Source organism: Ruegeria sp. THAF57 (assembly GCF_903914075.1).
In the GTDB taxonomy this organism is placed as follows: Bacteria; Pseudomonadota; Alphaproteobacteria; order Rhodobacterales; family Rhodobacteraceae; genus Ruegeria.
Map to the genome: position 1 here is coordinate 285,211 of NZ_CAIWNQ010000004.1, position 26,033 is coordinate 311,243.

27 protein-coding genes are annotated in these 26,033 nt (G+C 55.7%); 10 read left to right on the plus strand and 17 right to left on the minus strand.

Annotated features, from left to right (window positions below):
- The first annotated feature begins 4 nt into the window (after positions 1-4).
- Positions 5-1,891 (plus strand): long-chain fatty acid--CoA ligase, encoded by a 1,887-nt coding sequence (locus tag RUESEDTHA_RS12700; protein WP_180887197.1) that lies wholly within the window; start codon positions 5-7, stop codon positions 1,889-1,891.
- A gap of 29 nt (positions 1,892-1,920) precedes the next feature.
- Positions 1,921-3,081, plus strand: coding sequence for an ABC transporter substrate-binding protein (locus RUESEDTHA_RS12705; protein WP_180887198.1), 1,161 nt, complete (start codon positions 1,921-1,923; stop codon positions 3,079-3,081).
- Between the two features lie 60 nt (positions 3,082-3,141).
- Here the strand turns inward: RUESEDTHA_RS12705 and rpsI are convergent, their stop codons facing one another.
- From rpsI to RUESEDTHA_RS12720, 3 genes are all read right to left on the minus strand, one after another.
- Positions 3,142-3,627, minus strand: coding sequence for a 30S ribosomal protein S9 (rpsI, locus tag RUESEDTHA_RS12710; RefSeq protein ID WP_170388395.1), 486 nt, complete (start codon positions 3,625-3,627; stop codon positions 3,142-3,144).
- Between the two features lie 6 nt (positions 3,628-3,633).
- A complete protein-coding gene (rplM, locus tag RUESEDTHA_RS12715) occupies positions 3,634-4,092 on the minus strand; it encodes a 50S ribosomal protein L13 (protein WP_039536983.1) in 459 nt (152 codons plus the stop codon).
- Between the two features lie 163 nt (positions 4,093-4,255).
- On the minus strand, positions 4,256-5,659 hold the full coding sequence (locus RUESEDTHA_RS12720) for a PLP-dependent aminotransferase family protein (protein ID WP_180887199.1): 1,404 nt from the start codon (positions 5,657-5,659) through the stop codon (positions 4,256-4,258).
- Between the two features lie 98 nt (positions 5,660-5,757).
- Between RUESEDTHA_RS12720 and RUESEDTHA_RS12725 the strand changes: the two genes are divergently transcribed.
- Positions 5,758-5,985, plus strand: a complete 228-nt coding sequence (locus RUESEDTHA_RS12725; RefSeq protein WP_171121406.1) for a DUF1127 domain-containing protein — start codon at positions 5,758-5,760, stop codon at positions 5,983-5,985.
- Positions 5,986-6,041: 56 nt separating this feature from the next.
- On the opposite strand, the gene RUESEDTHA_RS12730 is transcribed toward RUESEDTHA_RS12725, so the two are convergent.
- Positions 6,042-6,485, minus strand: coding sequence for a PaaI family thioesterase (locus RUESEDTHA_RS12730; RefSeq protein ID WP_180887200.1), 444 nt, complete (start codon positions 6,483-6,485; stop codon positions 6,042-6,044).
- A gap of 58 nt (positions 6,486-6,543) precedes the next feature.
- On the opposite strand from RUESEDTHA_RS12730, the gene RUESEDTHA_RS12735 reads away from it, so the two are divergent.
- From RUESEDTHA_RS12735 to gluQRS, 4 genes are all read left to right on the plus strand, one after another.
- On the plus strand, positions 6,544-7,329 hold the full coding sequence (locus RUESEDTHA_RS12735) for an enoyl-CoA hydratase (RefSeq protein ID WP_180887201.1): 786 nt from the start codon (positions 6,544-6,546) through the stop codon (positions 7,327-7,329).
- A gap of 258 nt (positions 7,330-7,587) precedes the next feature.
- Positions 7,588-8,928 (plus strand): methylenetetrahydrofolate--tRNA-(uracil(54)-C(5))-methyltransferase (FADH(2)-oxidizing) TrmFO, encoded by a 1,341-nt coding sequence (gene trmFO / locus RUESEDTHA_RS12740; protein ID WP_180887202.1) that lies wholly within the window; start codon positions 7,588-7,590, stop codon positions 8,926-8,928.
- Positions 8,929-8,965: 37 nt separating this feature from the next.
- On the plus strand, positions 8,966-9,580 hold the full coding sequence (locus RUESEDTHA_RS12745; RefSeq protein ID WP_180887203.1) for a class I SAM-dependent methyltransferase: 615 nt from the start codon (positions 8,966-8,968) through the stop codon (positions 9,578-9,580).
- Positions 9,577-10,461, plus strand: a complete 885-nt coding sequence (gene gluQRS, locus RUESEDTHA_RS12750; protein WP_180887204.1) for a tRNA glutamyl-Q(34) synthetase GluQRS — start codon at positions 9,577-9,579, stop codon at positions 10,459-10,461. The genes RUESEDTHA_RS12745 and gluQRS overlap by 4 nt, the downstream gene beginning before the upstream one ends.
- On the opposite strand, the gene hisI is transcribed toward gluQRS, so the two are convergent.
- A complete protein-coding gene (gene hisI, locus RUESEDTHA_RS12755) occupies positions 10,447-10,836 on the minus strand; it encodes a phosphoribosyl-AMP cyclohydrolase (RefSeq protein WP_180887205.1) in 390 nt (129 codons plus the stop codon). The two genes, gluQRS and hisI, sit on opposite strands and share 15 nt — an antisense overlap.
- A gap of 48 nt (positions 10,837-10,884) precedes the next feature.
- Here hisI and RUESEDTHA_RS12760 point away from each other — a divergent pair, with 48 nt between their 5' ends.
- Positions 10,885-11,337, plus strand: a complete 453-nt coding sequence (locus RUESEDTHA_RS12760) for an iron-sulfur cluster assembly scaffold protein (protein ID WP_180887206.1) — start codon at positions 10,885-10,887, stop codon at positions 11,335-11,337.
- Between the two features lie 59 nt (positions 11,338-11,396).
- The gene (locus RUESEDTHA_RS12765) at positions 11,397-12,035 is read left to right on the plus strand and encodes a MarC family protein (protein WP_180887207.1); all 639 of its coding nucleotides are present in this window, start codon (positions 11,397-11,399) and stop codon (positions 12,033-12,035) included.
- A gap of 187 nt (positions 12,036-12,222) precedes the next feature.
- On the opposite strand, the gene RUESEDTHA_RS20885 is transcribed toward RUESEDTHA_RS12765, so the two are convergent.
- The 5 genes from RUESEDTHA_RS20885 to RUESEDTHA_RS12785 all read right to left on the minus strand — a co-directional run bounded on the left by RUESEDTHA_RS20885 (position 12,223) and on the right by RUESEDTHA_RS12785 (position 17,885).
- Complete coding sequence (locus RUESEDTHA_RS20885; RefSeq protein ID WP_255431719.1) at positions 12,223-12,345, minus strand: hypothetical protein; 123 nt, start codon at positions 12,343-12,345, stop codon at positions 12,223-12,225.
- A 111-nt stretch (positions 12,346-12,456) separates the two neighbouring features.
- Positions 12,457-14,547: an ATP-dependent DNA helicase RecG gene (gene recG / locus RUESEDTHA_RS12770; RefSeq protein ID WP_180887208.1), complete on the minus strand. Its 2,091-nt coding sequence runs from the start codon at positions 14,545-14,547 to the stop codon at positions 12,457-12,459.
- Positions 14,544-16,670, minus strand: a complete 2,127-nt coding sequence (gene ligA / locus RUESEDTHA_RS12775) for an NAD-dependent DNA ligase LigA (protein ID WP_180887209.1) — start codon at positions 16,668-16,670, stop codon at positions 14,544-14,546. The genes recG and ligA overlap by 4 nt, the downstream gene beginning before the upstream one ends.
- A gap of 123 nt (positions 16,671-16,793) precedes the next feature.
- A complete protein-coding gene (gene ctrA / locus RUESEDTHA_RS12780) occupies positions 16,794-17,510 on the minus strand; it encodes a response regulator transcription factor CtrA (RefSeq protein ID WP_180887210.1) in 717 nt (238 codons plus the stop codon).
- 84 nt (positions 17,511-17,594) lie between these two features.
- Positions 17,595-17,885: a DUF1153 domain-containing protein gene (locus RUESEDTHA_RS12785; protein WP_180887211.1), complete on the minus strand. Its 291-nt coding sequence runs from the start codon at positions 17,883-17,885 to the stop codon at positions 17,595-17,597.
- 128 nt (positions 17,886-18,013) lie between these two features.
- Here RUESEDTHA_RS12785 and mnmA point away from each other — a divergent pair, with 128 nt between their 5' ends.
- Positions 18,014-19,159, plus strand: coding sequence for a tRNA 2-thiouridine(34) synthase MnmA (mnmA, locus tag RUESEDTHA_RS12790; RefSeq protein ID WP_180887212.1), 1,146 nt, complete (start codon positions 18,014-18,016; stop codon positions 19,157-19,159).
- Between the two features lie 10 nt (positions 19,160-19,169).
- On the opposite strand, the gene RUESEDTHA_RS12795 is transcribed toward mnmA, so the two are convergent.
- The 7 genes from RUESEDTHA_RS12795 to bamA all read right to left on the minus strand — a co-directional run bounded on the left by RUESEDTHA_RS12795 (position 19,170) and on the right by bamA (position 25,982).
- Complete coding sequence (locus RUESEDTHA_RS12795; protein ID WP_180887213.1) at positions 19,170-19,745, minus strand: hypothetical protein; 576 nt, start codon at positions 19,743-19,745, stop codon at positions 19,170-19,172.
- Complete coding sequence (gene lpxB / locus RUESEDTHA_RS12800; protein ID WP_180887214.1) at positions 19,738-20,904, minus strand: lipid-A-disaccharide synthase; 1,167 nt, start codon at positions 20,902-20,904, stop codon at positions 19,738-19,740. The genes RUESEDTHA_RS12795 and lpxB overlap by 8 nt, the downstream gene beginning before the upstream one ends.
- Positions 20,904-21,698 (minus strand): LpxI family protein, encoded by a 795-nt coding sequence (locus RUESEDTHA_RS12805; RefSeq protein ID WP_180887215.1) that lies wholly within the window; start codon positions 21,696-21,698, stop codon positions 20,904-20,906. The genes lpxB and RUESEDTHA_RS12805 overlap by 1 nt, the downstream gene beginning before the upstream one ends.
- A gap of 3 nt (positions 21,699-21,701) precedes the next feature.
- Positions 21,702-22,487: an acyl-ACP--UDP-N-acetylglucosamine O-acyltransferase gene (gene lpxA, locus RUESEDTHA_RS12810; protein ID WP_180887216.1), complete on the minus strand. Its 786-nt coding sequence runs from the start codon at positions 22,485-22,487 to the stop codon at positions 21,702-21,704.
- Positions 22,484-22,957, minus strand: coding sequence for a 3-hydroxyacyl-ACP dehydratase FabZ (gene fabZ / locus RUESEDTHA_RS12815; protein WP_171121388.1), 474 nt, complete (start codon positions 22,955-22,957; stop codon positions 22,484-22,486). The genes lpxA and fabZ overlap by 4 nt, the downstream gene beginning before the upstream one ends.
- A 72-nt stretch (positions 22,958-23,029) precedes the next feature.
- Positions 23,030-23,557, minus strand: a complete 528-nt coding sequence (locus RUESEDTHA_RS12820; protein ID WP_255431720.1) for an OmpH family outer membrane protein — start codon at positions 23,555-23,557, stop codon at positions 23,030-23,032.
- Positions 23,558-23,621: 64 nt separating this feature from the next.
- Positions 23,622-25,982: an outer membrane protein assembly factor BamA gene (gene bamA / locus RUESEDTHA_RS12825; protein WP_180887218.1), complete on the minus strand. Its 2,361-nt coding sequence runs from the start codon at positions 25,980-25,982 to the stop codon at positions 23,622-23,624.
- Positions 25,983-26,033 lie beyond the last annotated feature (51 nt).

The following is a 26,033-nucleotide window of genomic DNA, read 5'->3' on the forward strand; positions in this document are numbered from 1 at the left end:
TGGAATGAATATCAGCACCCTGCCCCCTCAGACCAAGATCAACGGCGTGCAATTCAACGCCACTCCCGGCCAACGCCCCGTGCTGGTGGATGAATGCCAGACCATCAGCCAGCTATTCCAGAAACGTTGTGCCGATCTGGGTCCGCGCACGGCGCATCGGGAAAAGGACTTCGGCATCTGGAAAGCCTATTCCTGGGTTGATTACTGGCAACACGCAAAGTGGATCGGACTCGCCCTGCGCAAGCTGGGTTTGCAACGGGGTGAGGTTGTCTCGATCCTGTCCGAGGACCGCAAGGAATGGGCCTGGTTCGATATGGGCATTCAATGCGTGGGCGGGATCGCTTCGGGGGTCTATACAACTGATTCCGCCAACCAATTGAAGTACTTGGTGAATGACAGCGATAGCCGGTTTCTGGTGGTCGAGAATGAAGAGCAACTGGACAAATACTTAGAAATCGAAACCGAAGTTCCGGGCCTGTTGAACGTCATCATCCTTGAGGATGAGGGCTTGCACGATCTGGACCACGACCGATGTATGATGATCGACGCCCTATACGACATCGGGCGTCAGGCCGAGGCTGAAGACCCTGATCGGTTCGAGGCCGAAATCGCCTTGGCATCACCGCAGGACACGGCGCTACTGGTTTATACTTCGGGTACGACGGGCGCCCCCAAGGGGGCAATGCTGAGCCATGAAAATGTTCTGGCGGCCATTGAGTGTGGCGCCAATTCTCTGCCAACCCATGAAACGGATGAGCAACTGTGTTTCTTGCCGCTGTGCCATATCCTGGAACGGGATGTGTCCGTGTATTTCCCTTTGGCCGCAAAGTGCGTGGTTAATTTCGCAGAAAGCCCCGAGACTGTGTTTTCGAACCTGCAAGAGGTTTCTCCTTCGACCTTCACCGCGGTTCCGCGCGTATGGGAGAAAGTATATTCTCAGGTCCAGATCATGACGCAGGATGCAACCCCTGCTGGCCGTGCCGCTTTCGGGATGGCGTTGAAGGCGGGGCTTGCCCGGGCAGAGTACATTCTGTCCGGCCAACCCGTTCCTGCAGGTGTGGCTGCAAAATTCTGGCTGTGGGACCGCCTTGTGCTGCGCAACCTTCGCCGAATGCTCGGCATGGACAAAATGCGACGGGGCGGTAGTGGGGCCGCTCCAATCTCGACCGATCTGCTCAAGTGGTATTGGGCCATTGGTGTGCCGTTGGTCGAAGGTTTCGGGATGACGGAGACCTCTGGCTTGGCGACGCTGAATACCATCGACGACAATAAAGTCGGTACGATTGGCAAACCGGTCCCCGGCAATGATGTTCGCATCTCAGACGAAGGTGAGATCCAGATCAAAGGTTTGAACGTCTTTCAAGGATACTGGCGTAATAACGCAAAAACCGCCGAGACATTTACGGCCGATGGCTGGCTGAAAACCGGCGACATAGGGCAGATTGACAAGGAAGGCTATGTTTCCATCACAGGCCGGCTAAAGGACATTATCATTACCGCAGGCGGCAAGAACATCACCCCGGCCGAGATCGAAAGTCGTCTGAAATTCAGCCACTATATCTCGGACGCAGTGGTGATCGGTGACAAGCGAAAGTTCCTGACGGCGCTGATCATGATAGATCAGGAAAATGTCGAGAAGTTTGCGCAGGATCGAAAAATTCCGTTCTCTAACTTTGCATCTCTGTGTGCCGCTGCCGACGTGAAGGATCAGATCGCGTCAGAAGTTGCAGAGGTCAACAAAGAGTTCGCGCGCGTAGAGCAGATCAAGGATTTTCGTCTGATCGACGTTTTGCTGACAGCAGATGACGACGAACTTACTGCGACCATGAAACTTAAGCGCAGCTTTGTCGAAAAGAAACACGGGCACCTTATTGAAGACATGTACAAATAGACAAGGGATTACCCAAAGGGAGGAAAAACATGAGGACTCTGATCAAACGGATGGCTGCAGCTACTGCGCTGACCGCTTCGGCGACATTCGCCAGCGCGCAAACTCAGGGCGTGACAGATGATGAGATCGTCATCGGATCGGTCAATGATCTGAGCGGTATTTTCGCTGCGGTTGGAGTGCCGTCCACCAAGGGGGCCAACGTGGTGTTTGATCGCGTGAATGCCGAAGGTGGCGTGCACGGGCGCACGATCCGGTTTGTCGTTGAAGACAACGGTTATCAGATGCCGCGCGCGATGCAGGGTTATAACAAGCTGCTGAACCGGGACAAGGTCTTTGCGATGATGCAATCATTGGGCACACCAATGAATCTTGCAGGGTTCAAGCTATTGGATCCAAAGGGTATTCCGAATGTTGCCCCTCTGACCGCCGCGCGACAGATGTTGCAAGAGCCGATGAAGAACAAATTCACGTCCTTCTCGACTTACTATGACCAAAGCCGTGTGGGTGTGAAATACATCGCCGACCAATTCGGGTCGCAGAAGGTGTGTACGATGTACCTGCCCACGGATTTTGGTGAAGAAATTCTAGAAGGCAGCAAGGCCGGTGCCGAAGAAGCCGGAATAGAGTTCGCGGCTGAGACAACGCACAAGCCGGATGAAACCGATTTTGTGGGATCGCTCAGCAAGCTCAAGGAAGAAGGCTGCGACATTGTAACGATGGCCTTGGGGGTCCGTCAGGTGATCACAGTCGTCGGAACAGCCAAGAAGATGGGTTTGGAGGATATGAAATTCCTCGGCACATCGGCCAGTTTCCTGACCGTGGTCGCTCAGGTACCGGGCGGAGTGACCGACGGGTTTTATGCCGCAGCCTCGTGGCAGGACCTGTGGGCGCGCGCGGAGGAACCTGCCCCTGCCGCCTTTATCGAGGAATACAAAGCCGCAACCGGTGAAGACCCTGTAGGTTTTTCGATGCTTGGCTACGCAGCGGCTGAAATGATGGTCAAGGCGCTCGAGGCCGCAGGACCTGATCTGACGCATGACAGCTTTATCGCCGCGATGGAGTCACTGAACTATACCGATGAGTTGGTTGGGAATGAGATCACCTATGGTCCCGATGATCATCAGGGAGCGGATACTGTCTATGTCAGTGTTGTTGACAACGGTGTCTGGAAGAAAGTCTACGAAGAATAACCGTTCCAAAGAAAAAGGGCTCGCAGACGCGAGCCCTTTCCAATTCGATATTCGCAGCGATTAACGCTTCGAGAACTGGAACGAACGACGCGCTTTGCGCTTACCGTATTTCTTACGTTCCACAACGCGGCTGTCGCGGGTCAGGAAGCCAGCGGCCTTCAGTGCGCCACGCAGCGACGGATCATAGAGTTGCAGTGCTTTCGAGATGCCGTGCTTGACCGCGCCGGCCTGACCGGTCAGGCCGCCGCCTTTGACGGTTGCAACAACGTCGAACTCACCTTCTACACCGGCAACCTGGAAAGGCTGGCGCAGGATCAGCTGCAGAACGGGACGAGCGAAGTACTTGTCCTGGTCTTTGCCGTTGACGGTGACCTTGCCGGAACCCGGCTTGATCCAAACGCGGGCAACAGCGTCTTTACGCTTGCCGGTGGCGTAGGAGCGGCCCAGTTCGTCACGCACGGGCTCACGTGCGATGACTTCTTCGGCTACGGTTTCAACGCCTGCGACGGCGCTCAGCTCTTCGAGAGTATTGATCTGATCAGCCATCGGTCATTAGCTCCGGGTGTTTTTCTTGTTCATGGACTTAACGTCCAGAACTTCGGGCGCTTGCGCCTCATGAGGGTGCTCGGCACCGGCATAAACGCGCAGGTTGGTCATCTGCTGACGCGCCAGACGGTTACCCGGCAGCATGCGCTTAACCGCTTGGGTCACGACGCGCTCAGGGTGTGCACCCTCGAGGATCTGCTGCTTGGTGCGGGATTTGATGCCGCCCGGGTGACCCGTGTGCCAGTAGAAGTTTTCTTCGCGCTTCTTGCCGGTCATCTGGATTTTGTCAGCGTTGATCACGATGACATTGTCGCCCATGTCCATATTGGGTGTGAACGACGCTTTGTGCTTGCCACGCAGGCGCATGGCGACGATCGAGGCAAGACGGCCCAGAACAACGCCTTCGGCGTCGATCAGGATCCATTTCTTGTCGATGTCTGCAGGTGTTGCAGAAAAGGTTTTCATGGCAGGATAGTCCTGTTTGATGTGAAAGACCGCCCCAAGGCGGAGCGGCCCGAATTCGATGGAGCGTATTTAGAGGGGTGCGTGGTGCACGTCAACAACGCAAATTGGAATAAAATCCTTCAATAACAATGCTTTAAAAAATAGGTATTATTTTACCCCATAGTTAGACGCTGATTTGCTCGGGTGGATTGTCCAACAGGGATCTCAGCCGCTGCATTGCCTCTTCAAACCGTTCCAGAGAGACATGGCCGTTCATTGCAATGCGTACCGCGTTTGGGGCGCGCCCGTCACGCAATGCGAACTCGTCGGCCGACCTCAGTTGTATGCCTTCCCGTTCGGCTGCGCGGCTGAAGGCAGCAGCGCGCCAGCCTGATGGCAAATTCAGCCAGACAAATGGCACATCCGGCGCCCAGCTCAGGTCGAAACCGCCAAGAGCGTTGACAGTAACGCGCACATATTCACCCATCTTCAGACGCACGTCTTGTGCGATCCGTCGGGTTCTTGGGTCTGACAACAGTAACCGAGTCAATTCCGCCAGAGGCTGTGCAAGGCCAAAATACCCGTATTCCGCAGATCGACGTAGATCGACACTTCGTTCCCGCGGCGCGATCGCAAAGCCAACCCGCAATGCCGGTGTCAGTGTTTTTGAGATTGACGAGACATGCCACCCGCGTTCCGGCGCCAGTGCGCGGTAACTGGGTTCGCGTGCGTCGCCCATGCGATAGCAGTCGTCTTCGATGATTTGCAGATCAAAGCGGCGGGCGACTTCCACGATTTCCTTGCGCCGCTCCAGCGGAGCATGAGCGCCGGTTGGATTCTGCACCTCGGGCGAAACACAAACGGCCTGCGCGGCGGTTTGGCGCAAAACTTGTTCCATTGCTTGGGGATCAATTCCCCACTTGTCCATTTTCACGCCGACGACTTCGGCACGCATCAACTCTCCCGCGCGCCGAAACCCAGCATAGGAAAGGTCTTCGACCAGAACGACAGGTTTAGGTCCACGCAAAATGGTTTGAAACACAAGGCAAAGCCCGTTCTGGCCGCCATGTGTCAGTACAATGTCGTCATGTGACAGCGCCCCCAACGGCAGGTCCGACAACCATTCGACCACAGCTTGTCGAACGGGTTGATAGGAGTCGCGGGTCGGATAGTTCAGGAACAGCCCCGGATCTGCCTGCGAAACCTTGTTAAGGCATTCCCGGATAAGGGTTACCTGCCCCACATCTGCCAATCGCGGGCTGAACAGACTGACATTGGTATTGTATTTGCCATCCCGCAGATGCAATTGCCGCGCCCAGACATCGTCCAGAATCGGTGATTTCGGAGGGGCCACGAATGTACCGCGCCCTACCTCGGCTTGTAACAATCCTTCATCGGTCAAAATTGTATAGGCTCGTGCAACGGTCCCTGGCGTGATTTGTAACCGATACGCCAATTCACGGACCGGCGGAAGCTTGGTTCCAACGTCCAGTAACTTGTTATCAATTGCTTTTCGAATTGTGTCGGCCACCAGTGTATACTTGGGGCCTTTGGATTTTGGCAGTGACTCTGGCCAAATTGTATCCATTACAATTCTTCCTTTGATTTTGACACAATTGGGAATGTATCAAGTGAATATACCGAACATATTACGTTTGTGTCAATACAATTGAAAGGATACCCACTATGACACGCGCAATGCACACCCCCGCCCTTTTGCTGCTGAACGACAGCCCTCGGCTGCCTTTGATCGCTGCGCTGGCCGTGCGGTTTGCGGCGACTGTCACCAAGTGGGAACGTCAACGCCGCAGCAGGGTCAATTTGTCAAAACTGGATGATCGGATGCTGCGTGATGTCGGGCTGACCCGGCATCAGGCAGACCGCGAGATCAATCGTCCGTTCTGGCACGGATAGGTTTTCCCCAGTCCCATAAGGGACCTCTTCCTTGGCCGGGTTCGCCCGGCCATTTTTTATCCAAAAGATTCGGCTGAAGACCCTTCCGGCGGAAGGGAATACGTCATTGTGGCCCGGGCAACCGGCTTGTCCGAACCTACCGAGTACATAAGCACATCTCCGACCGCCAAAGTCCTTCCAAGCTTTAGCAACCTGCAACGGGCAATCATGTCCTTGTCTCCATCTGGCTTGCGCATGAAGTCCATCGAGCATCCCGTTGTAACCGCAAGGGACAATCGCCCCTTTCGCGCAAGGATGAGCGCGTAAACGCAGACGTCAGCCAAGCCGAACATCGAGGGCCCCGATACGGTTCCGCCCGGCCTCAGGTGCCTGTCTTCGACGACCAGTCGCATGACAATCGTATCTTCAGTCACGTCTTCAACGACAAAGTCATCCTGTACCTGCGGAAACACCTGCGCCATGTAATCCGACAGCTCTTCGCGGTTCAAAACCAACGACATACTTCCCCTCCTCGAATTGCCGACCTAGAGTTGGCCTCACATCAGATCGGAGGGCAAGATGGGAATTCTGGAACGTAGCGACACAGGTGCCGTTGCCAGGCTGAAGATGAACGCGCCGGATCGCCTGAATGCCCTCAGCGAGGAAATGCTTGCCGCTCTGCAAGCGGAATTTGATGCGCTTCGAGAAGACAGTTCTATTCGCGTCGTTATCCTTTCGGGGGCCGGGAAAGGGTTTTGCGCTGGCCACGATCTAAAGCAGATGACCGCTGGCCGTCAGGCTGAAGATGGCGGAAAGGCGTATTTTCAGGACTTGTTCGCCCAGTGCACCCGAATGATGCTGTCGATCCAATGCCTTCCTCAGCCTGTGATTGCACAGGTGCATGGGATTGCGACGGCTGCGGGTTGCCAATTGGTTGCCAGTTGCGATCTTGCGATTGCTGCCGAAGGGACGCGGTTTGGTGTCAACGGTGTGAATATCGGTTTGTTCTGTTCAACGCCGATGGTGGCCCTCAGCCGAAATATCCCGCGCAAGCGTGCTTTCGAAATGCTGACGACCGGTGATTTCATCTCGGCGGAACGGGCGTCTGAACTGGGTCTGGTCAATCGCGTGGCGCCAGAAATGCTGCTGGAGCACGAGACACAGGCGCTGGCTAATCAACTGGCGACCAAGCTTGGATCAGCGGTGAAAATCGGGAAACAGGCCTTTTATCAGCAACTGGAAATGCCCATTGAACAAGCCTATGCGTATACGGGTGAGGTAATGGCACAGAATATGTTGCATCGGGATACCGAAGAAGGAATATCCGCATTTATCGAAAAAAGACCCCCAAATTGGGATCAATAAGGCGACTATATTATACTTTTTTCGCCACTGTTCGTATTTTTGGACTTTTCAAAAGGGCGACACTGTGGCAATGCTGAGACAAGGCTAAGGCCTTACATATACTTTTGGGTCGCCGTGGGCGGAAGGTCCCTCCGAGCTGGTTTCTCTCACTGGCGTTGACATTCCCGCAGCGGCGATCCCAAAAAAACCTCTCCTTTTATCTGTTCTCTGAATAACAGTCGTTTGCGTTAGCGTGCGCTCTGCCCTATGTGGCAGCTCATGACACAGACATTGCATATCGTGGGCGGCGGCATGGCCGGGTCCGAAGCAGCTTGGCAAGCAGCGGAAATGGGCGTTGACGTGGTCATCCACGAAATGCGGCCCAAAGTTGGCACCTTTGCGCACCAAACCGGCAACCTGGCCGAGATGGTGTGCTCGAACTCGTTCCGCTCGGACGATGACGAACAAAATGCGGTTGGGTTGCTGCATTGGGAAATGCGCGCTGCAAACGGTTTGATCATGACTACAGCCGATGCATACCGTTTGCCAGCCGGGGGTGCGCTTGCTGTCGATCGTGACCCATTCGCCGAGGCCGTTACCGCAAAGCTCAAGTCGCATGACCGTGTGCGGATCTCCGAAGAGGAAGTGACCGCCCTGCCCGATGACGGCAAATGGGTCTTTGCGACGGGGCCTTTGACATCGACAGCACTCGGAGAATCGATCCGCGCGGAAACCGGAGCGGACTCATTGGCGTTTTTCGACGCGATCGCACCGATCGTATATGCAGACAGCATCGACATGAGCAAGGCATGGATGCAGTCGCGATATGACAAAGGCGAGACCGAGGAAGAACGCACCGCTTATCTGAATTGCCCAATGGATCAGGATCAGTACGAGGCGTTCATTGACGCGCTGCTGGCCGCCGACAAGACCGAGTTTCACGAAGGCGAAACCGCTGGCTATTTCGACGGCTGCCTGCCGATTGAGGTTATGTCTGAACGCGGGCGCGAGACACTCCGACATGGCCCTATGAAACCCGTTGGCCTTACCAACCCGCATCAGCCCGATGTGAAACCCCATGCGGTTGTTCAGCTTAGGCGCGACAACGCGCTTGGCACGCTGTTCAACATCGTGGGCTTTCAGACCAAGATGAAATACGGTGCTCAGACCGAGGTGTTCCGGATGATCCCGGGTTTGGAAAATGCAAGCTTCGCGCGCCTGGGTGGTATCCACCGGAACACTTTCATCAATTCACCCACGCTCTTGGATTCGCAGATGCGGTTGAAGTCGAAGCCCAACATTCGATTTGCCGGGCAGATCACTGGTGTTGAGGGTTATGTGGAAAGTGCGGCAATGGGATTGCTGGCGGGGCGTCTGGCCGCCGCGGAAATCCTTGGGCAGGATATGCCGACGGTCCCGCAGGACAGCGCCATGGGTGCCTTGATTCACCACATTACAGGCGGGGCCGAAGCCAAGACGTTTCAGCCCATGAACGTAAATTTCGGCCTGTTTCGTCCTGTTGATGGCCTCAAAGGGGGCCGCAGGGGGCGGAAAGATCGTTACAAGGCCTACACGGACCGTGCCAAGGCCGAATGGTCCGCGTGGCTATCACATTGCTGACTGGACGCAGCCCGTGTCAGCGGCCTAACATACGGGCATGAACGACGATTACCTAAAAGACGCGTATGGGCTGGACACACCTGAAGCTACGCGCGCGCACTATCAGAAATGGGCGTCGTCATATGATTCCGAAGTGGCTGCCCATGGCTATGTCACCCCTGGTCGCGTTGCCGAGGCGCTTTGGTCGCATATGCCCGAACCTCAGACACCTGTCCTGGACTATGGCTGTGGCACTGGTTTGTCCGGCGAGGCGCTGCATGCTGTTGGGTTCAGGGTCATCGACGGCGTAGACCCTTCACCAAAGATGTTAGAAGGCGCAGAGGCCAAGGGCGTTTACAGACGGTTGTCGACGTTCGATCTGGCCGACCCAAACCCCTTGCAGAAAGGTGCGTACAAGGCGATTGCCGCCATTGGCGTCATCAGCGTCGGCGCCGCGCCGCCCGAGACATTTGATCTGCTGATGAATGCTCTGCCCAAAGGGGGGCTGCTGGCGTTTTCATTCAACGATCACACACTTGCAGATCACGCCTATACCTGTCGCCTGAACGATTGGCTGGACATGGGGGCGACACGTTTGCTGTTTCGTGAGCATGGCCCTCATCTGCCGGGCATGGACCTCAAGTCGGACGTCTATATTGTTGAAAAGTCGTGACATTTGTAACTAGGTTTGCGCCCTCTCCGACGGGTCCCCTGCATCTTGGACATGCGTATTCGGCGCTTTTGGCCTGTGATATGGCCGCATCGCATGGGGGTTCGTTTCTTCTCAGGATAGAAGACATTGACCGCGCACGTTCGCGCCTGCAATGGGAAACCCAGATTTTCGACGATTTACACTGGCTTGGAATTACTTGGCCTACGCCGGTTACGAGACAATCTTTGCGGCTGGATGTGTATGAGCACGCGCTTGAAGCGCTCTGGCATGACGGACTGCTTTATCCTTGTACGTGCAATCGCCGCGATATTGCTGCAGCCGTTGGAGCACCGCAGGAAGGTGCCCCCTTGCTTGGGCCAGACGGGATAATCTACCCGGGTACTTGCAAGGGTAAATCGGATAGAACCGGACCGATGCCTCGAACCGTCCCGTTGAGATTGGACATGGAAGCGGCGGTGCACCGGGCAGTTGATCTGTTTGGAAAATCAGCAGGGTTTCAAGAAGATGGAGCGGGGCCAGAAGGAGAAACCGGGTGGATTTCTTTCAGCGGGCAAGAATTGATCGAAACGATCGGTGACGTCGTTTTGTCCCGGAGGAATATGGGCACTTCATACCACCTGTCGGTTGTATTGGATGACGCGGAACAGGGCATTAGTCATGTGGTGCGCGGGCAGGATCTGTTTGAGGCAACACGGATCCACGTTCTATTGCAGTCTCTACTTGGCTTGACCTCTCCGGTTTACCACCATCACAAATTGATCCGTGATGACACCGGCAAACGGCTTGCGAAACGCGACGATGCGCGCGCGATCGCAAAGTACCGAGCCGACGGCCAGACCCCAGCGGATATAAGGGCGATGGTGGGTTTATGTCATAGGTGACATTAGTTCGATCTCGTCGCCGCCCCGAACGGCAGTATAAAAACAGCTGCGCCGATTTGTGTGACAGGCTGGGCCGGTCTGATTTACGAGAACAAGCAGGCAATCACGGTCACAATCCACACGGAAATCTACCAACTCCTGCGTGTGGCCAGAGCTTTCCCCTTTGATCCAAAACGACTGACGTGAACGCGACCAATAGGTGACGCGGCCTGTTTCCAGCGTTTTTTCAATGGCTTCCGCGTTCATCCACGCCATCATCAGCACCTCGCCCGAGGTTTCGTCCTGAGCAATGGCCGGGATAAGACCCGCATCGTTATACTTCAAAGTGGTCGGGTCGAATGTGGCGCGTGTTTGCATCATAAAAACCTTTTGCATCCGGGTGGATGCTCACTATGTATGAGTAACAGTCAACGAGGGGAAGTCATGTCCGGCGATAATGACCTGATAAAGTTATACTCTGGCCGAATTCTGGCGCTGGCGTCGGATATTCCCCATTTGGACCGGCTTGAGAATCCGGACGCGACGGTGAAGAAACGCTCGCCTCTTTGCGGATCGACCGTGACCGTTGATGTCAAGGTTCAGGATGGACGTGTTGCGGAATTTGGGCAGGATGTGAAAGCCTGTGCCTTGGGTCAGGCATCGGCCGCCGTTGTCGGGGGCGCTGTTGTTGGCGCGACCAGAGCGCAGATAGAAACGGCGCGCGATCAACTGGCCGATATGCTCAAAAAGGATGGCCCTGCCCCTGATGCCCCGTTTGACGGGTTGGAGGTTTTGATGCCTGCCCGCGAATACAAGAACCGCCATGCCTCGATTCTACTTGCTTTGGATGCAACGGCCGAAGCGATGGAACAGGCTGAACAAGCAAACTGCGCGTAACCATAGTTTTTTCCGGCAATTCAGTCTAACCTCCTGCGAAATCAGGGGGAGTTTGTGATTTGAACAACTTGCTGGAACATTTCGTCACGCTTTGGGTTGTGATTGATCCCATCGGCACGATCCCCGTTTTCATTGCCGTTACCACCGGGCTGGAGGCTGCAGCAAGGCGCAAGATGGCGTTGGTTGCGTCAATTATCAGCGCTGGAATTCTTTTGTTCTTTCTAGTCTTCGGGCAATTGCTGATCGAGGCGCTGGATATCGGGCTGAACTCATTTCAGGTTGCAGGTGGCATTATTCTGTTCCTGTTCGCGCTGACCATGATTTTTGGCGAAAGCAAGCAGGACACCGAACAACGCGCCGCCGAGGAAGATATCAGAGACAAGATGCACCAGCACAACCCGGCCATTTTTCCGCTGGCGGTTCCATCTTTGGCATCGCCCGGCGCCATGTTGGCCATCGTCATTCTGACGGACAACAATAGATACAGCGTTGCTGACCAGGGAATCACGGCGCTTGTCATGATTTCGGTCGTGGCCATTGCATTTGTGCTTATGCTGTTGGCCGAGCCTATCATTCGGTTGATTGGCCATTCTGGAGCCGCGATCATCAGCCGTGTCATGGGGATGATATTGGCCTCTGTCGCCGTGAACTCTGTTCTGTCGGCGATGCTGGAAATAATGAAAACCGGGCAATTGTAGAAAAAAACCGCCGCACCTTCCGGGCGGAAAGGGCGGCGGCAGGATGTGCGTTTCTCGTGTGGGTCCGGAGGTCCGCACGGGGCCGAGGCAAGGCCCCTTCAAGGGAATTGGGACAGGCAGGTCACCCTTGACTGAGATGGGGATGACAGCGCGGGTTTGGTCGGCACGAGATCGCAGGCAGAAAAGGTTAGAACGCTCCGGGCAGGTGGAGGGCAACCATCAGAATAACCACCAAAGAAACGGCACCGGCTGCGTCCTGCAAAATCGTAGATTGTGAGCGGGTGATGGCGGTCTTTATCTGGGTTAACATGGGTCACCTCCGGTCAGAGCTTTAATCCTTTGTTGACCTTTTGTTCTCATATTTTGCCGAGTCGGTAAAGAACTTTTTGAGAACATTTGTGAACTAAAGGGAAATTACTCTCTAACCCACTGATATCAAACGGATCGCCTGATCCTGTCTCATCAGCCAGAGAAGAACGCGCACAGCCTGCCCCCTATCCGAGCTTAGTTTTGGGTCTTTCGCAAGAAAAGCTCTGGCATCCGTTTGCGCGATGGCCATCAGACCTGCTTGCCGCTCAAGATCAGCGATCCGAAATTTGGGTGACCCGGATTGCGCCGTCCCAATAAGGTCTCCGGCACCGCGCATCTGCAGATCTGTTTCGGATATCCGAAATCCATCCTCGGTCTCGCGCAGAACTTCCAGGCGTTTTCGCCCCCCTTCACTCAGCGGGGGTTGGTACATCAACAAGCAGGTCGAATCCGCTTCTCCACGACCGACACGGCCGCGCAGTTGGTGTAATTGCGCCAAACCGAAGATCTCGGCTCGCTCGATGACCATGATGGTGGCGTTGGGAACGTTTACGCCGACTTCGATAACAGTAGTCGCGACCAGAACCTTGGTCTGACCTTCCTGAAACGCTTTCATCGCCGCGTCTTTGTCCGCTGGTGGCATTTGGCCATGCACCAAACCCACCACGTTATCCCCGAGAATTGCGCGCAACTGCTTGAAACGCTCTTCAGCGGCTGTGAGGTCCAATACTTCGGACTCGTCAACCAGCGGGCACACCCAATAGCATTGCCGCCCCTCGTCTATCGCCCGCCGAAGGTGAGTGATCACTTCTTCCATACGGTCTGTGCTGACAACAGCCGTCTTGATGGGTTTGCGGCCCGGAGGCTTTTCATCCAGAACAGACACGTCCATGTCGCCATATTGGGCCAACGCAAGACTGCGCGGGATAGGCGTCGCCGTCATGACCAACACATCGGCACCACGTCCTTTTTCGGACAGTTCCATCCTTTGCCGAACGCCAAATCGATGCTGCTCATCCACGATCGCCAGTCGCAAGTCGCGAAATTCCACGTCATTTTGGAAGACCGCATGGGTTCCGACCAAAATTTGAATGTCACCCTTTTTTAGTGCATCCAACTTGTTGCGCCGTTCACCCCCTTTATCGCGTCCTGTCAGTATCTCCAGAACAATCCCGGCTTCTTCGGCAAGGGGGCGCAGTCCTTCAAGATGTTGACGGGCAAGTATCTCGGTCGGAGCCATCATGACGCCCTGCCCTCCGGCCTCGACCGCGACCAGCAGCGCCATGAATGCCACCAGAGTCTTGCCGGCACCGACATCCCCCTGCAACAGACGATTCATCCGCGCGTCCGAGGCCATATCCGCCGCGATCTGATCAATTGCCCGCATCTGCGCGCCGGTTGGCTTGTACGGAAGGCTCGCCAGAACCTTGGATTGAAGCGCGCCTGTTCCAACACTGACAACGCCCCTCGCCTTTCGCTCCCGTTGCCGGGCCAAGGCGAGGGTCATCTGATGAGCGAACAACTCATCATAGGCCAAGCGTTGTCTTGTAGGGGCATGGCTTGCGATATCATCCGCGCCTTGTGGGTTGTGGGCTGCTTTGACTGCAGTTGCCCAGTCAGGCCACTCTTGCTTGGTGACTTGCGTCGGATCAATCCACTCAGCCAGTTCCGGCGCACGGGACAATACGCTTCGAGCTGCCTTGTAAGCCGTCTTTTGCGTTATCCCCTGAGTCAGGTGATAGACCGGTTCAAACTCCGGTATGTCGCGGGCGCTTTCCAACGGAAGCATATGATCGGGGTGAACCATCTGGGCTATACCGTCGAACAGCTCAAGCTTGCCCGATATCACCCGTCGCGATCCTTCGGGCAGAACCTTTTTCAAATATTCCCCGCGTGCATGGAAGAAAACCAGTTGGAAATCTGCCTGCGAATCCTCGACGTGAACACGGTAAGCGCCACCTTTATTGCGCGGCGGTCTGTGCGGCCCCACCGTCACCTCAACTGTCAGGGTCGTCGGAAGATCAGCGCCTTGGATTGTGTCCCTTCGACGCCGATCTATTACCGCATAGGGCAAACCGAAAAGCACATCCCGGGGTGCTTCAACCCCGGCCTGAACCAGGGTTTGCGCGGTCTTGGGGCCCACTCCTTCCAGTGTTTCTAGCCCGGCAAACAGCGGGAACAGGACTTCGGGCCTGCTGCTCATGACGCGCCGATCAGGGTCAGCCAGCCGTCTTCGTCCAGCGTTTCGATGCCCAATTCCGCCGCCTTTTTCGCCTTTGATCCGGCACCCGGACCAGCCACGAGCAAATCGGTTTTCTTGCTGACCGACCCGGACACTTTCGCACCCAAGGATTCGGCCCGTGCCTTGGCTTCGGCTCGGGTCATTTTTTCCAGTGTGCCGGTGAAGACAACCGTTTTACCAGCCACAGGACTGCCCGAGGTGTCGGGTCTGGTTGCTTCCTGTACGTTCAACTGCGCCACCAGAGCGTCGATGCTCGACCGCTCGGCATTCTGGGCAAATGCTGAAACCAAAGCGCGGGCCATGATCTCTCCGATCCCGTCAATGGCCAGCAAGTCTTCCCATTCAGGACCGACAAAATCCACGGCGGCGGTGATGGCGCCCTCGAACTCGTCCCAGGACCCATAATGGTTGGCGATTAAGTTGGACGCAGCTTCGCCCATGTGGCGGATCCCCAGCGCAAACAAAAGGCGTCCGAACGGTATGTCCCGCTTTTCATCAATCGCAGCCCACAGGTTACCAGCGCTTTGCGCGCCCCAGCCCTTGCGGTTCGCCAGTTTGTTCAGGTTAGCGGCGTCGCGGGTTTGCAGGGTGAAGATATCAACCGGGGTTCTGACCGGAAGATCCGGGTCGTCATAGAACATCTCAATTTGTTTGGCACCCAGACCTTCGATGTCGAATGCCTTACGCGAGACAAAGTGCTTCAGCTTCTCAACGGCTTGGGCTGGGCAGATTATGCCTCCTGTACAGCGCCTTACGGCGTCGCCTTCCTCGCGCACCGCGTCGCTTTGGCATTCTGGGCAAGTCGTTGGGAACACATAAGGTTCTGCGTCAACCGGGCGTTTGGAAATGTCGACATCCGCAAGTTTGGGAATGACATCACCTGCCCGGTAAACCTGAACCCAGTCGCCGATGCGAAAATCCTTGCCGTCCCGGATGATCCCACCCTTGGCGTCGCGCCCTACGATGTAGTCTTCGTTGTGGAGCGTCGCATTCGATACGACAACACCGCCGACCGTTACCGGATGCAGGCGCGCGACCGGGCTGAGCGCCCCTGTTCGGCCAACCTGAATGTCAATTGCTTCAAGCCGAGTCCAAGCGAGTTCTGCTGGGAACTTATGAGCAATTGCCCACCTGGGGGTCGTGGACCTGAATCCAAGCCGAGATTGCAAAGACAGGTCATTCACTTTGTAAACGACGCCATCAATGTCATACCCAAGCGTTGCGCGCTGCGCTTCGATACTTCGGTAGTGGTTCAGGATCTGGTCCTTGGTGTCACAAACGGTGGTCAGTGGATTGGTCGAAAACCCAAAACCTGCCAAACGTTCAATTGCGCCCATTTGCGTGTCGGCCAAAGGTTCGGACAATTCGCCCCATGCATAGGCAAAAAACCTGAGCGGGCGCGACCGGGTGATTGCCGAATCCAGTTGCCTGAGAGATCCCGCAGCGGCATTGCGCGGGTTGGCAAAAAGTTTGTCACCCAAAGCCTCCTGGCGTGCATTCAGGTCCTCAAAATCTTTGTGCGACATGTAAACTTCGCCCCGGACCTCAAGAATATCAGGTGCATCTGATATGCTCTGGGGAATATCGGAAATCGTGCGCGCATTTGCAGTCACGTTTTCGCCGACCTCTCCATCCCCTCGGGTCGCAGCCTGAACCAAAGTTCCCTTTTCATATCGCAGCGATAGAGACAGACCATCTATTTTTGGCTCCGCCGTAAAGGACAGTGGCTGCGTATCCGACAAACCCAAATACTTGCGAACTGAGCGGTCAAAATCGACGATGTCTTCTTCGCTGAAGGCATTTCCAAGAGACATCATCCGGACGGCGTGGGAAACCTTAGAAAACCCATCAGAAGGTCGGGCACCTACCTGGTCGGATGGGCTGTCCGTTCTTTTCAGGTGCGGAAAGCGGCGTTCAATCTCAGCGTTTCGCTGTTTGAGGCTGTCATACTCGGCGTCCGAAATCTCGGGCGCGTCTTCCGAGTGGTACAGTGTGTTGGCCTGTAGAATCAGCGGGGCCAGCCGTGCAAGTTCGGATCGGGCCTGTTCTTCTGTCAGCTCGGATACTGGTATTGAATCGCTCATGCCCTCGCCCTGTCACGTAATCTTGAAACTCAGTGATAGGGCGAGGTTATTCTCAGGTCCAGACGTGCCGTTCATAGACTGAGGGTACCGCTCTGAACCAACGGCCAGATTTCGAAACCCGGGTTACGCGCCGACCGCCACCCGCCTGTCGTCCATGCTGTTGCTTTGTGGGTCCCGTAGGACGTATCCCCTGCCCCAAACTGTTTCGATATAGTTTTCGCCGCCCGTCGCGTTGCTGAGTTTCTTGCGCAGCTTGCAGATAAAGACGTCGATGATCTTAAGTTCGGGTTCGTCCATGCCGCCATAGAGGTGATTCAGGAACATTTCCTTGGTGAGTGTCGTGCCTTTGCGCAAACTCAACAGTTCTAGCATCTGGTACTCCTTGCCAGTCAGGTGTACGGCTTTGCCTTCGACCTCGACTGTTTTGGCATCCAGGTTCACCGCGACGCGGCCCGTGTGGATCACGGATTGGGAATGGCCCTTGGAACGGCGAATGATTGCGTGAATACGTGCAACCAGTTCTTCACGGTGGAAAGGTTTGGTCATGTAGTCGTCAGCACCAAAACCGAAACCTTTGATTTTGCTTTCGGTGTCGTCAGCGCCAGACAGGATCAGGATCGGCGTTTCAACCCGCGCAATGCGCAATTGACGTAATACTTCGTGCCCATTCATATCAGGCAGGTTCAGGTCCAGAAGGATCAGGTCGTAATCATATAGTTTTGCCAGATCGATACCCTCCTCGCCGAGGTCGGTCGCATAGACATTGAGGTTGGCGTGGGTCAACATCAATTCGATGCTTTTCGACGTAGTGGGATCATCCTCGACAAGAAGTATACGCATTTACTGCTCCAATTCGGTTCAACGTACCAATTAGGTTAAGCCTGCTCAAAAATGGTTAATCTGACGTTACCGTTGAATCACTTATTAACTTTCATCTTTAGGTTGTCGATATTTTTTTAAAGCCGTCACTTTCAGGGCGTCTTTTCCATGCTCTGCAACGGCCGAAACCCAGGAATTGAACTCTTCATCGCTCAGCCCATACCGTGACTTTGCGTCAGACAGCGTGATCAGGCCGTAAAGTACGCCGCGAACAACAACGACTTTGCGCGACGCCACCCATCTTGTCGTGTCCGCCGGAGGAAGGTCTGCGCGCGACAAAACCGTTCCATCCGGTAGGGTTACGGACCGTGGTCCTTCAACTTTGTGCAAATACATCTTCATAACCTTTTCTGCTGCGACAAAGCTGAGGCCAGCGTACTTAATGCTGGGTGAAACCACCCCTTGAGAGTGTGTAGAATTTTCCTATATTCTGCCGGTCTTTCTTAATCCGTACTGGAATCGTCATGGCCCTCGATACCGAGACACCGCTGAACTCGCTTGGCATTGCTAAACCCCCGTCGGAAACGCGGGTGGTTGTGGCCATGTCTGGTGGTGTGGACAGTTCTGTTGTGGCGGCACATCTGGCCGATCAGGGCTATGACGTCGTGGGCGTGACGCTGCAATTGTATGACCATGGTGCGGCGCTGGCTAAGAAAGGCGCGTGCTGTGCAGGGATCGACATCCACGATGCGCGGCGCGTGGCGGAAGAGCGCGGCTTTCCCCACTACGTTCTGGACTATGAGAACATCTTTAAGGACGCGGTGATTTACGAGTTTGCCGACAGCTATCTGGCTGGTGCAACCCCTGTGCCCTGCATCCGGTGTAACGAGCGTGTAAAATTCAAAGACTTGCTGGAAACTGCAAAAGACCTCGAAGCCGACTGCATGGCCACCGGCCACTATATCCAGCGCAAGATGGGTCCGAACGGCCCGGAACTGCACAGCGCCGAGGATGCGAACCGCGATCAGTCCTATTTCCTGTTCTCGACCACGCCCGAGCAGCTGGATTTCCTGCGGTTTCCGCTGGGCCACCTGCCCTCGAAGGACGCCACGCGCGAGATGGCAGCGCAATACGGGCTGGCCGTGGCCGACAAACCCGATAGTCAGGACATCTGTTTCGTGCCCGATGGCAACTATGCCAGCGTGATCGAGAAACTGCGCCCCGGTGCGGCTGAACCCGGCGAGATCGTCCATGCCGATGGCCGCGTTTTGGCGCAGCATGACGGGGTCATTCACTACACGATCGGGCAACGCCGTGGGCTTGGCATCGGCGGCCTGAGCGAACCGCTTTACGTGGTCAAGCTGGACGTGGACAAAAAGCAGGTCGTGGTCGGCCCCAAGGACATGCTGGCCACCCGCACAATCCCCGTGCGCGAGATCAACTGGCTGGGCGATGAGCCGTTCACGTCGCGCGACGAGTGGCACCTGAAGGTCAAGGTTCGGTCCACTCGACCCCCGCGCGACGCGATCGTTCGCCCCCTGTCAGACACCACCGCCGAAGTCGAGCTGCTGACGCCCGAGGAAGGCATTTCTCCGGGTCAGGCTTGTGTCTTTTACGCGTCTGAAGGTAGCCGAATCTTTGGCGGCGGCTGGATTTGGCGCGGCTACTGATTCAGCAATATCACAAGGCGTCTGTTGGGCTGTTGATCAGGATATAAAGACCGACGGAAACCATGATGTAAGGAGCTATTCTGTCCAGTCGTGCGATGCGTGGACCAAGGTTTTGCGCACGAGGGGCACCCCAGCTCGCCAAGGCAATCAATCCGGTAAGCGCGAAGGCCGCTCCGATCAGTGCGGTTACCCGGAATGCAGGTGTTGAATCCGCCAACAAAGGCGTCATCGCCGCAAGTGTGTCGATTGACAGGCTCAGAAACAGGACGACCACCGATGTGACCGCGCCGCGTTCGGGTATCTTGCGATCATCTTTGCCGGACATCTGGTGCCAAATACCGCGTAGGCCAAGCGCAAGAGGAACAACCCCAAGATAGCCGACCCAGTGCAGAAAGCTCGTTTGATCCAACCCGCTGGCAATGGCTAGCGACAGCGACAGGATCAAAACTTGCGCAACCGCAAAACCAATAACGGCGCGTGCTGTCTTCATCACCATGACCAGTCCAAACAACATGACGAGGTTGTCCAGGTTGGTCGAAATCGTCACGATGCCCGCAGAGATGGCAAATAGGATATGTTCAACCATGGCGCGCGGGTAGCCTGTCCAACACCGCTCGTGCCGCACGAAGGCCCGGAGCCTCGCCGCCGCGCCCCAGACGATTCATTGTCACGTCCATCGCTGTCTGCTGCGCCTTGGGGTTGGAATAAACTTTGGCCAGCGCTTCAGATATGCGTTCCGGAGTGCAGTCATCCAGCAGACGTTCCGGAACTGCATGGGTATCAGAGACTAGATTCACAAGCGTCACGGTTTTCAGTTTTACCATCCGCTCAGCTATTTTTTGGGTCAGCCAGCTTAGCTTGTAGGCGATGACCATCGGCGTGTTTTGTGCGGCCAATTCCAGTGACACAGTGCCCGAGGCGGCCAACGCCAGATCCGCCGACGCAAACGCAGCCCGCTTCTCCGCCACAGCTTGATCTGTTGGCAGGTCGCGCGGGTCCACAATCACCGGATTGCCCGGCCAGTCTTTGAGATGCTCGCGGACTGCATCGACCATATGCGAAACCGTCGGAACAACCACCCGCATGTCCGGGTGATCACGAAGAAGAAGTGTAAGCGCCTGTCCAAATACCGGAGCCAAACGATCAACCTCACCCCGGCGCGAACCCGGTAGAGCAAGCAAAAGCGGAGCATCACCCAATTCATGGGCCGTACGAAAATTGGTGATTTCCTGATCCGAGGCGACCGGCTCATTGGCGACAGGGTGGCCGACAAAATCACATTCCATCCCCGCCCGTTCCATGTAGGGGGGTTCAAAGGGCAGCAGCGCCAGAACGTGATCAATGACTTTGGCCATTTTATCCGCACGCCCCGGTCGCCACGCCCATACGCTTGGCGCGACATAGTGTACGGTTCTGATATTGCTTTGAGCTTTGACAATCTTGGCGACGCGCAAGGAAAAATCCGGGCTGTCGATCGTAATCAGAACATCCGGCTTCATATCCAAAACCGCCTGAGCAGTTTCGGCAATGCGACGCTTGAGGTGAAAGAACTTCGGCAGAACCTCGACCAGCCCCATTACCGAGAGTTCCGACATAGGAAAGCGGCTGTTTAGACCCTGCGCCTGCATCAAGGGGCCGCCAACCCCGTCGAACTCAACATCAGGAACAAGGTTGCGTAACCCTTCCATCAGCGAACCGCCAAGGCGGTCGCCCGAAGGTTCACCGGCGACCAGAAAAACTCGCATCAGTTGGCCCGCTCGCGGACATAAAGAAACAGGCCGAGGCGATCGCATTCTTCAACGACCCGCTCCTGATCCAACACAATGACACCGCCTTTTTCGATAACGATACCCGTCAGACCCGCAGCCACGGCTCCCGAGACTGTGCCGGGGCCGATTGTTGGAAGATCGGCACGACGGTCCTGATCGGGTTTAGGGGCTTTGAACAAAACCCCTCCGCCTGCATCGGGGCGTTGGGTCAGCGATTGCAGCATCCAGTCAGTGCCAAAGATGCTTTCAATAACAAGTGCTTGCCCTTTTGAAACCGCACAGGCCTGACCAACATCCGCAGTTCCCATTGCGCGCAGAATACCGGCCGCCCTGTCTGCATCGGCCAGATCGTCATCCGACGGCTGCGTGTCAGTCAAGCAACCAAGTTGCGGCAACAAGGCCGGTGCGATTTCATGGGCCGCGCGCACTTTCAGACCGGTTTCTTCAAGAATGCCGATTACTGCACGCAGCGCACTATCATCCCCGGACATCAGCGCCTGCTGAATCACGGGTACAAGAGGCATCGTGGCGGAATCAATGCGCGAGGGGTCTATCTGAGGCCGCTTCACAGCACCCGCCATACAGATTTCGGTAACACCGCGCCCTTTCAGATCGGCAATGAAACTGCCCAGATGCTCCAACGGAAAGACGATATCGGCAGTGAGCCTATCCGGGATGAACCCCTCCATTGCGCAAATGATCGGTTTGGTCTCAAGGTGGCTAACCACCTCATCCGGCAATGCGCCCGTTCCCGCAATCAGCGCCAGCATGAGTTACTTCCTCGGGGTCAGGAAAGAACGGTCTGTCTGTCCGGTGACAAAATCGACGATCCGTTGCACGTATTCGCTTTCGTTTTCTGCGCCGACACGCTGCGCACGTTCCATAAATGTGCCATCGCCCGTCGATAGCTCACGGAAGGCCGCGCGCAGGGCCGAGATATCTTCGCGGGAGACACCTTTGCGTTTCAGACCAACCAGATTCAGCCCGTCCAACTCGCCGCGTGGGGCCTGAACCAGCCCATAGGGAATGACGTCGTTCGGTACCATGGTCAGCGCGCCGATTATCGCGCCGCGTCCGACTCGCACCCACTGATGCAGTCCAGAAATACCACCCACGATCACGTCATCTTCGATGATGCAGTGTCCGGCAGCCCCGGCATGGTTCACCATAATCACCCGGTCGCCGATCTGCACGTCGTGAGCCACGTGAACGCCTGCCATCAGCAGACAATCATCCCCGATCCGGGTCACTCCGCCACCGCCATCGGTGCCCGTATTTACAGTAACATGCTCGCGGATGCGATTGCGCTTGCCGATTTCAAGGCGGGTATTTTCGCCGCCGAATTTGAGGTCCTGCGGAATCTCACCGATCACCGAGAAATTGAAGATGACCGTGTCATCCCCGACCGAAGTATCGCCGGTCACGACCACATGCGATTTCAGCTCGACCCGGTCGCCCAGTTTGACCCGAGGCCCGACGTAGCAGAACGGCCCGATGATGCAGTTTTCACCGATCTGCGCACCGTCTTCGATGATTGCGCTGGGGTGAATGCCGCTCATGTCGTTTTTTCCATGTCCCAATCAACATAGGCCGAGAATTCAGCTTCGGCGGCAACCTCACCTTCAACAGTTGCACGGCCGCTGAACTTGAAAATCTTACCACCTTTTTTGCCACGCACAGTTTCCACATGCATCTCAAGCACGTCGCCCGGTACGACTTTGCGGCGGAATTTGCATTTGTCGATATTCATGAAATAGATCAGCAGTTCGCTGTCGATCACATCCATGCCCACGCCCAACATCACACCGGCGGTCTGCGCCATCGCCTCGACGATGGTGACGCCCGGCATGATCGGAGTACCCGGAAAGTGCCCCTGAAAATGCGGTTCGTTCATGGTGACGTTTTTTATGCCGACCGCAGACTGATAGCCCGAGATGTTGATGACCTTGTCCACCAGCAGAAACGGATAGCGGTGCGGCAAAATCCGCTGGATCAGCTGAATGTCTGCGCTCTTGGTTTCCGTACTCATGATGAAGGTGTCCCGTTCTGGATTGCTCTTTCCGGCGTGGTTAGCAACACCACGCCCCAAGGGCAAGCAAACCTATTCGTTCGCCTGGTTTTCTATTGTGCTTCCGTCCCCGATTACCACGTTAATCCGGGCAATTGCAGATTCGGTCACATCTGTGCGGTCCGAGCTTAAAAAGACACTTGAACGTTCTATAATGACAGTTGCTCCGGATTCACGAAGCAGGTCTATCAGCACGGGCTGAATCAACTCAAAAAACATCTGCTGGGCTTCTTCACTCCGCCGCGCAAGTGCGTCCAGCTTTGCCCGCTGCCCGTCCCGATGGGATTGCACCTTTTCATCGAATGCTTCAGCTAGCGGTCGAAAATCTTCCGGCGGAAGCTCGGCCCGTTGCTCTGTAAGGTCTTTTTCCTCACGACTAAGTTCGGCAACGATCCGTTCATTCTCTTCGGCCAACAGTGTGCCCTCAGCCTCGATCTCACGCAGGACACGTTGGCCAAATTCGGAGTCGGCGAACAGACGCTCACTGGAAATCGTCAGAACCGCCGTTTGCGGAACCCCCAGTTGCTGAGCCTGAGCAAAACCGGCAAGGAAAATGGTCAAAAAAACACACAGGGCCCAAAGGGGGCCCTGCAGTTTAAGAGATAATGAGTTCATCATCCTCTGGTCAGAATTGCGCCTGAATGGTCAGGTCGAAATTCTGCTCCTGGTCGAAGTCTTCTTTCTTCAACGCCTTCGAGAAGTTGAACCGCAACGGTCCAAACGGTGTTTCCCATAGCACAGACACCCCGATGACGTGGCGAATTGAACCACTTGCACCAACGATATCAGCACCGGCCGTATTCACATCGTCGATGTTGTACAGGTTGCCCACGTCATAGAACACGCCACCGCGCAGTCCCAGTTCCTCGGGCAGGCCCAGCGGGAAATCCGATTCAAATCTGGCAACCCAGTAGTAGTTGCCGCCAATCGCATCGTCCTGACCGTTGGACAGATCGCGCGGACCAAGACCCGCGGGTTCAAAGCCGCGGAACGTGTTCGGACCAAGCACAAATCGGTCGATCGTCCGGCTAAAGTCGTCACCTCTCCAGTGCAGAGCACCCGCTTCAAGAGTGGCGCGCAAGACGACTTCTTCGCTGAGGACACGGGTTTGAGCGATCGCTCTGGCGGTTGATTTGTAGTACTCGTTGTCACCGCCCAGACCGGCGGCATCAAGACCAACTTCAAACAACACACCAGCATTCGGGTTCAGGCCGCCAATCCGGCTGTCGTACACATAGGATACGCCCAGGGAGCTGGTTGTACGCTTGCCCTGATCAATCTCCGACGAAATCACAGCGCCGTTTACTTCGTCATCCTGCTGCGTCATCTCGCTGCGGTCCCAGCCATAGCGCACGCGCAAGGCGGAAAGCTCACCAATCGAGTAGCTAAGCTGTGGATTGAAGAAAACCCGCTCGGTGTCGTAGCTTGCAAAACTCGAGTTCGTGGACGCCAGGCCCAGACCGAGATCAAAACGCAACCGGCGTCCCAACAGGTAGGGTTCGGTGAAGTTCAGCGTATATTGCTCGGCATCCTGCGCGGTCGACAGGGTCACACCCAGGTTCTGACCTCGGCCAAGGAAGTTCGATTCATTCAGGCCGATTGCAATCCCGAAACCGTCGGAAACCGAGTAGCTACCACCAAGGCTTAGCGAGCCGGTTGGTTGTTCTTCCACGTCCACGTCGACGATGACCTGGCTGGCCGTTGATCCTTCGCGCGGCTCAACGTCTGCCACCGCAAAGAAGCCCAGTGCACGGATACGTTCGGCCGCCTGCCGGATTTCACGCGGGTTGAAAGGGTCACCTTCAACGGTGTCGAACTGACGGCGGATGACACGGTCCAGCGTCGTGGTGTTGCCTTCAATGTCGATGCGTTCAACAAAGATACGCGGTCCTTTGGTAAGGACGAACTGAACATCCAACGTCAAGTCGCGTGGGTTACGCGTGACACGCGGTTCAACGCGCAAGAAATCAACACCCTGCTTGATGCCCAGGCGCTCCTGACGAGCGATCGAGTTCTCAACCAACGACGGTGAATAAGTCACACCGGGCTTGATTTTCAACGCCTGCTGATACGGAGCCGCATCGACGCCGGGAATTTCGCTGACGGTCGAGATCTTACCGAACGAGAACTTCTGTCCTTCGGTGATATTCATCACTAGGAAAAACGCATCACGTTCGCGGGTGAACTCCACATTCGCGCTGTTGACGCGGAAGTCGACATACCCTCGCGACAGATAGAAATCGCGGATGACCTGTTTGTCGAATTCGATCCGGTCGGCGATAAACGTGTCGCCCCGCAGGAAAGTCCGCAGGAAATTGGCTTGCTTGGTCTCCAGCACCCGACGCAGGCGACGGTCGGAAAACGCACGGTTGCCGACGAAGCTGACGCGCTCAACCTCGATTGTCGTGCCTTCAGCGATTTCAAAGACAAGATCAACGCGGTTGTCGCTGCGGCGAATGATGCGCGGAATGACGGTTGCCGACACCCTGCCCTGCGCCGAATAAATCTCGGCGATCAGATCCGCGTCGGCTTCGGCGACTTGTGGCGTGAATACGCGGCGTGGCTGCGACGAGATCGCCTCGATCAGAACGTCATCTTTTACGCGGCGGTTTCCTTCGATGCTGATCTGGTTGATCGTCGGGTATTCCTGAACCTCGATCAGCAGAGTATTGCCGCGCGGGGTCAGTTCGACTGTCTCAAAAACACCACTGTCAAGCAAACGCTGGAACGCGTCGTTCAATTCTCCGGCAGTCACGGTCTGTCCGGGCTGGATGCCAGTACGGGCAATAATCGTGGATGTTTCGATCCTACGGTTCCCGTCAACGTCGAAGGAATTGATGGTGTAACTCTGCGCCTGTGCGACCTGCGGCGCCGACACTAAACTCACTAAAACAATAAGGGAAAAAACGGATAGCGTTCGCCACAAAATATTGTTTGTCAGCTTCTGCCCTCCGCAGGATGTGCCTGCGCCTCGCCTATCAGTCATATTTTTCTCTACCCAAATTTTCAGGACTTTAAGTTTGAGTAGCGGTATTCA

Excerpts from the sequence above, each read along its gene's own strand:
- ligA (WP_180887209.1), bottom strand. The coding sequence starts at position 16,670 with ATGAGCGATTCAATACCAGTATCCGAGCTGACAGAAGAACAGGCCCGA.
- mnmA (WP_180887212.1), top strand. The coding sequence starts at position 18,014 with ATGGCCCTCGATACCGAGACACCGCTGAACTCGCTTGGCATTGCTAAA.
- RUESEDTHA_RS12730 (WP_180887200.1), bottom strand. The coding sequence starts at position 6,485 with ATGTCGTTGGTTTTGAACCGCGAAGAGCTGTCGGATTACATGGCGCAG.
- RUESEDTHA_RS12745 (WP_180887203.1), top strand. The coding sequence starts at position 8,966 with ATGAACGACGATTACCTAAAAGACGCGTATGGGCTGGACACACCTGAA.
- RUESEDTHA_RS12805 (WP_180887215.1), bottom strand. The coding sequence starts at position 21,698 with ATGCTGGCGCTGATTGCGGGAACGGGCGCATTGCCGGATGAGGTGGTT.
- RUESEDTHA_RS12760 (WP_180887206.1), top strand. The coding sequence starts at position 10,885 with ATGTCCGGCGATAATGACCTGATAAAGTTATACTCTGGCCGAATTCTG.
- RUESEDTHA_RS12700 (WP_180887197.1), top strand. The coding sequence starts at position 5 with ATGAATATCAGCACCCTGCCCCCTCAGACCAAGATCAACGGCGTGCAA.
- fabZ (WP_171121388.1), bottom strand. The coding sequence starts at position 22,957 with ATGAGTACGGAAACCAAGAGCGCAGACATTCAGCTGATCCAGCGGATT.
- recG (WP_180887208.1), bottom strand. The coding sequence starts at position 14,547 with ATGAGCAGCAGGCCCGAAGTCCTGTTCCCGCTGTTTGCCGGGCTAGAA.
- rpsI (WP_170388395.1), bottom strand. The coding sequence starts at position 3,627 with ATGGCTGATCAGATCAATACTCTCGAAGAGCTGAGCGCCGTCGCAGGC.
- bamA (WP_180887218.1), bottom strand. The coding sequence starts at position 25,982 with ATGACTGATAGGCGAGGCGCAGGCACATCCTGCGGAGGGCAGAAGCTG.
- trmFO (WP_180887202.1), top strand. The coding sequence starts at position 7,588 with ATGACACAGACATTGCATATCGTGGGCGGCGGCATGGCCGGGTCCGAA.
- hisI (WP_180887205.1), bottom strand. The coding sequence starts at position 10,836 with ATGCAAAAGGTTTTTATGATGCAAACACGCGCCACATTCGACCCGACC.
- RUESEDTHA_RS12705 (WP_180887198.1), top strand. The coding sequence starts at position 1,921 with ATGAGGACTCTGATCAAACGGATGGCTGCAGCTACTGCGCTGACCGCT.
- RUESEDTHA_RS12720 (WP_180887199.1), bottom strand. The coding sequence starts at position 5,659 with ATGGATACAATTTGGCCAGAGTCACTGCCAAAATCCAAAGGCCCCAAG.
- ctrA (WP_180887210.1), bottom strand. The coding sequence starts at position 17,510 with ATGCGTATACTTCTTGTCGAGGATGATCCCACTACGTCGAAAAGCATC.
- RUESEDTHA_RS12735 (WP_180887201.1), top strand. The coding sequence starts at position 6,544 with ATGGGAATTCTGGAACGTAGCGACACAGGTGCCGTTGCCAGGCTGAAG.
- lpxA (WP_180887216.1), bottom strand. The coding sequence starts at position 22,487 with ATGAGCGGCATTCACCCCAGCGCAATCATCGAAGACGGTGCGCAGATC.
- RUESEDTHA_RS12725 (WP_171121406.1), top strand. The coding sequence starts at position 5,758 with ATGACACGCGCAATGCACACCCCCGCCCTTTTGCTGCTGAACGACAGC.
- lpxB (WP_180887214.1), bottom strand. The coding sequence starts at position 20,904 with ATGCGAGTTTTTCTGGTCGCCGGTGAACCTTCGGGCGACCGCCTTGGC.
- RUESEDTHA_RS12785 (WP_180887211.1), bottom strand. The coding sequence starts at position 17,885 with ATGTATTTGCACAAAGTTGAAGGACCACGGTCCGTAACCCTACCGGAT.
- rplM (WP_039536983.1), bottom strand. The coding sequence starts at position 4,092 with ATGAAAACCTTTTCTGCAACACCTGCAGACATCGACAAGAAATGGATC.
- RUESEDTHA_RS20885 (WP_255431719.1), bottom strand. The coding sequence starts at position 12,345 with ATGTTAACCCAGATAAAGACCGCCATCACCCGCTCACAATCTACGATT.
- RUESEDTHA_RS12795 (WP_180887213.1), bottom strand. The coding sequence starts at position 19,745 with ATGGTTGAACATATCCTATTTGCCATCTCTGCGGGCATCGTGACGATT.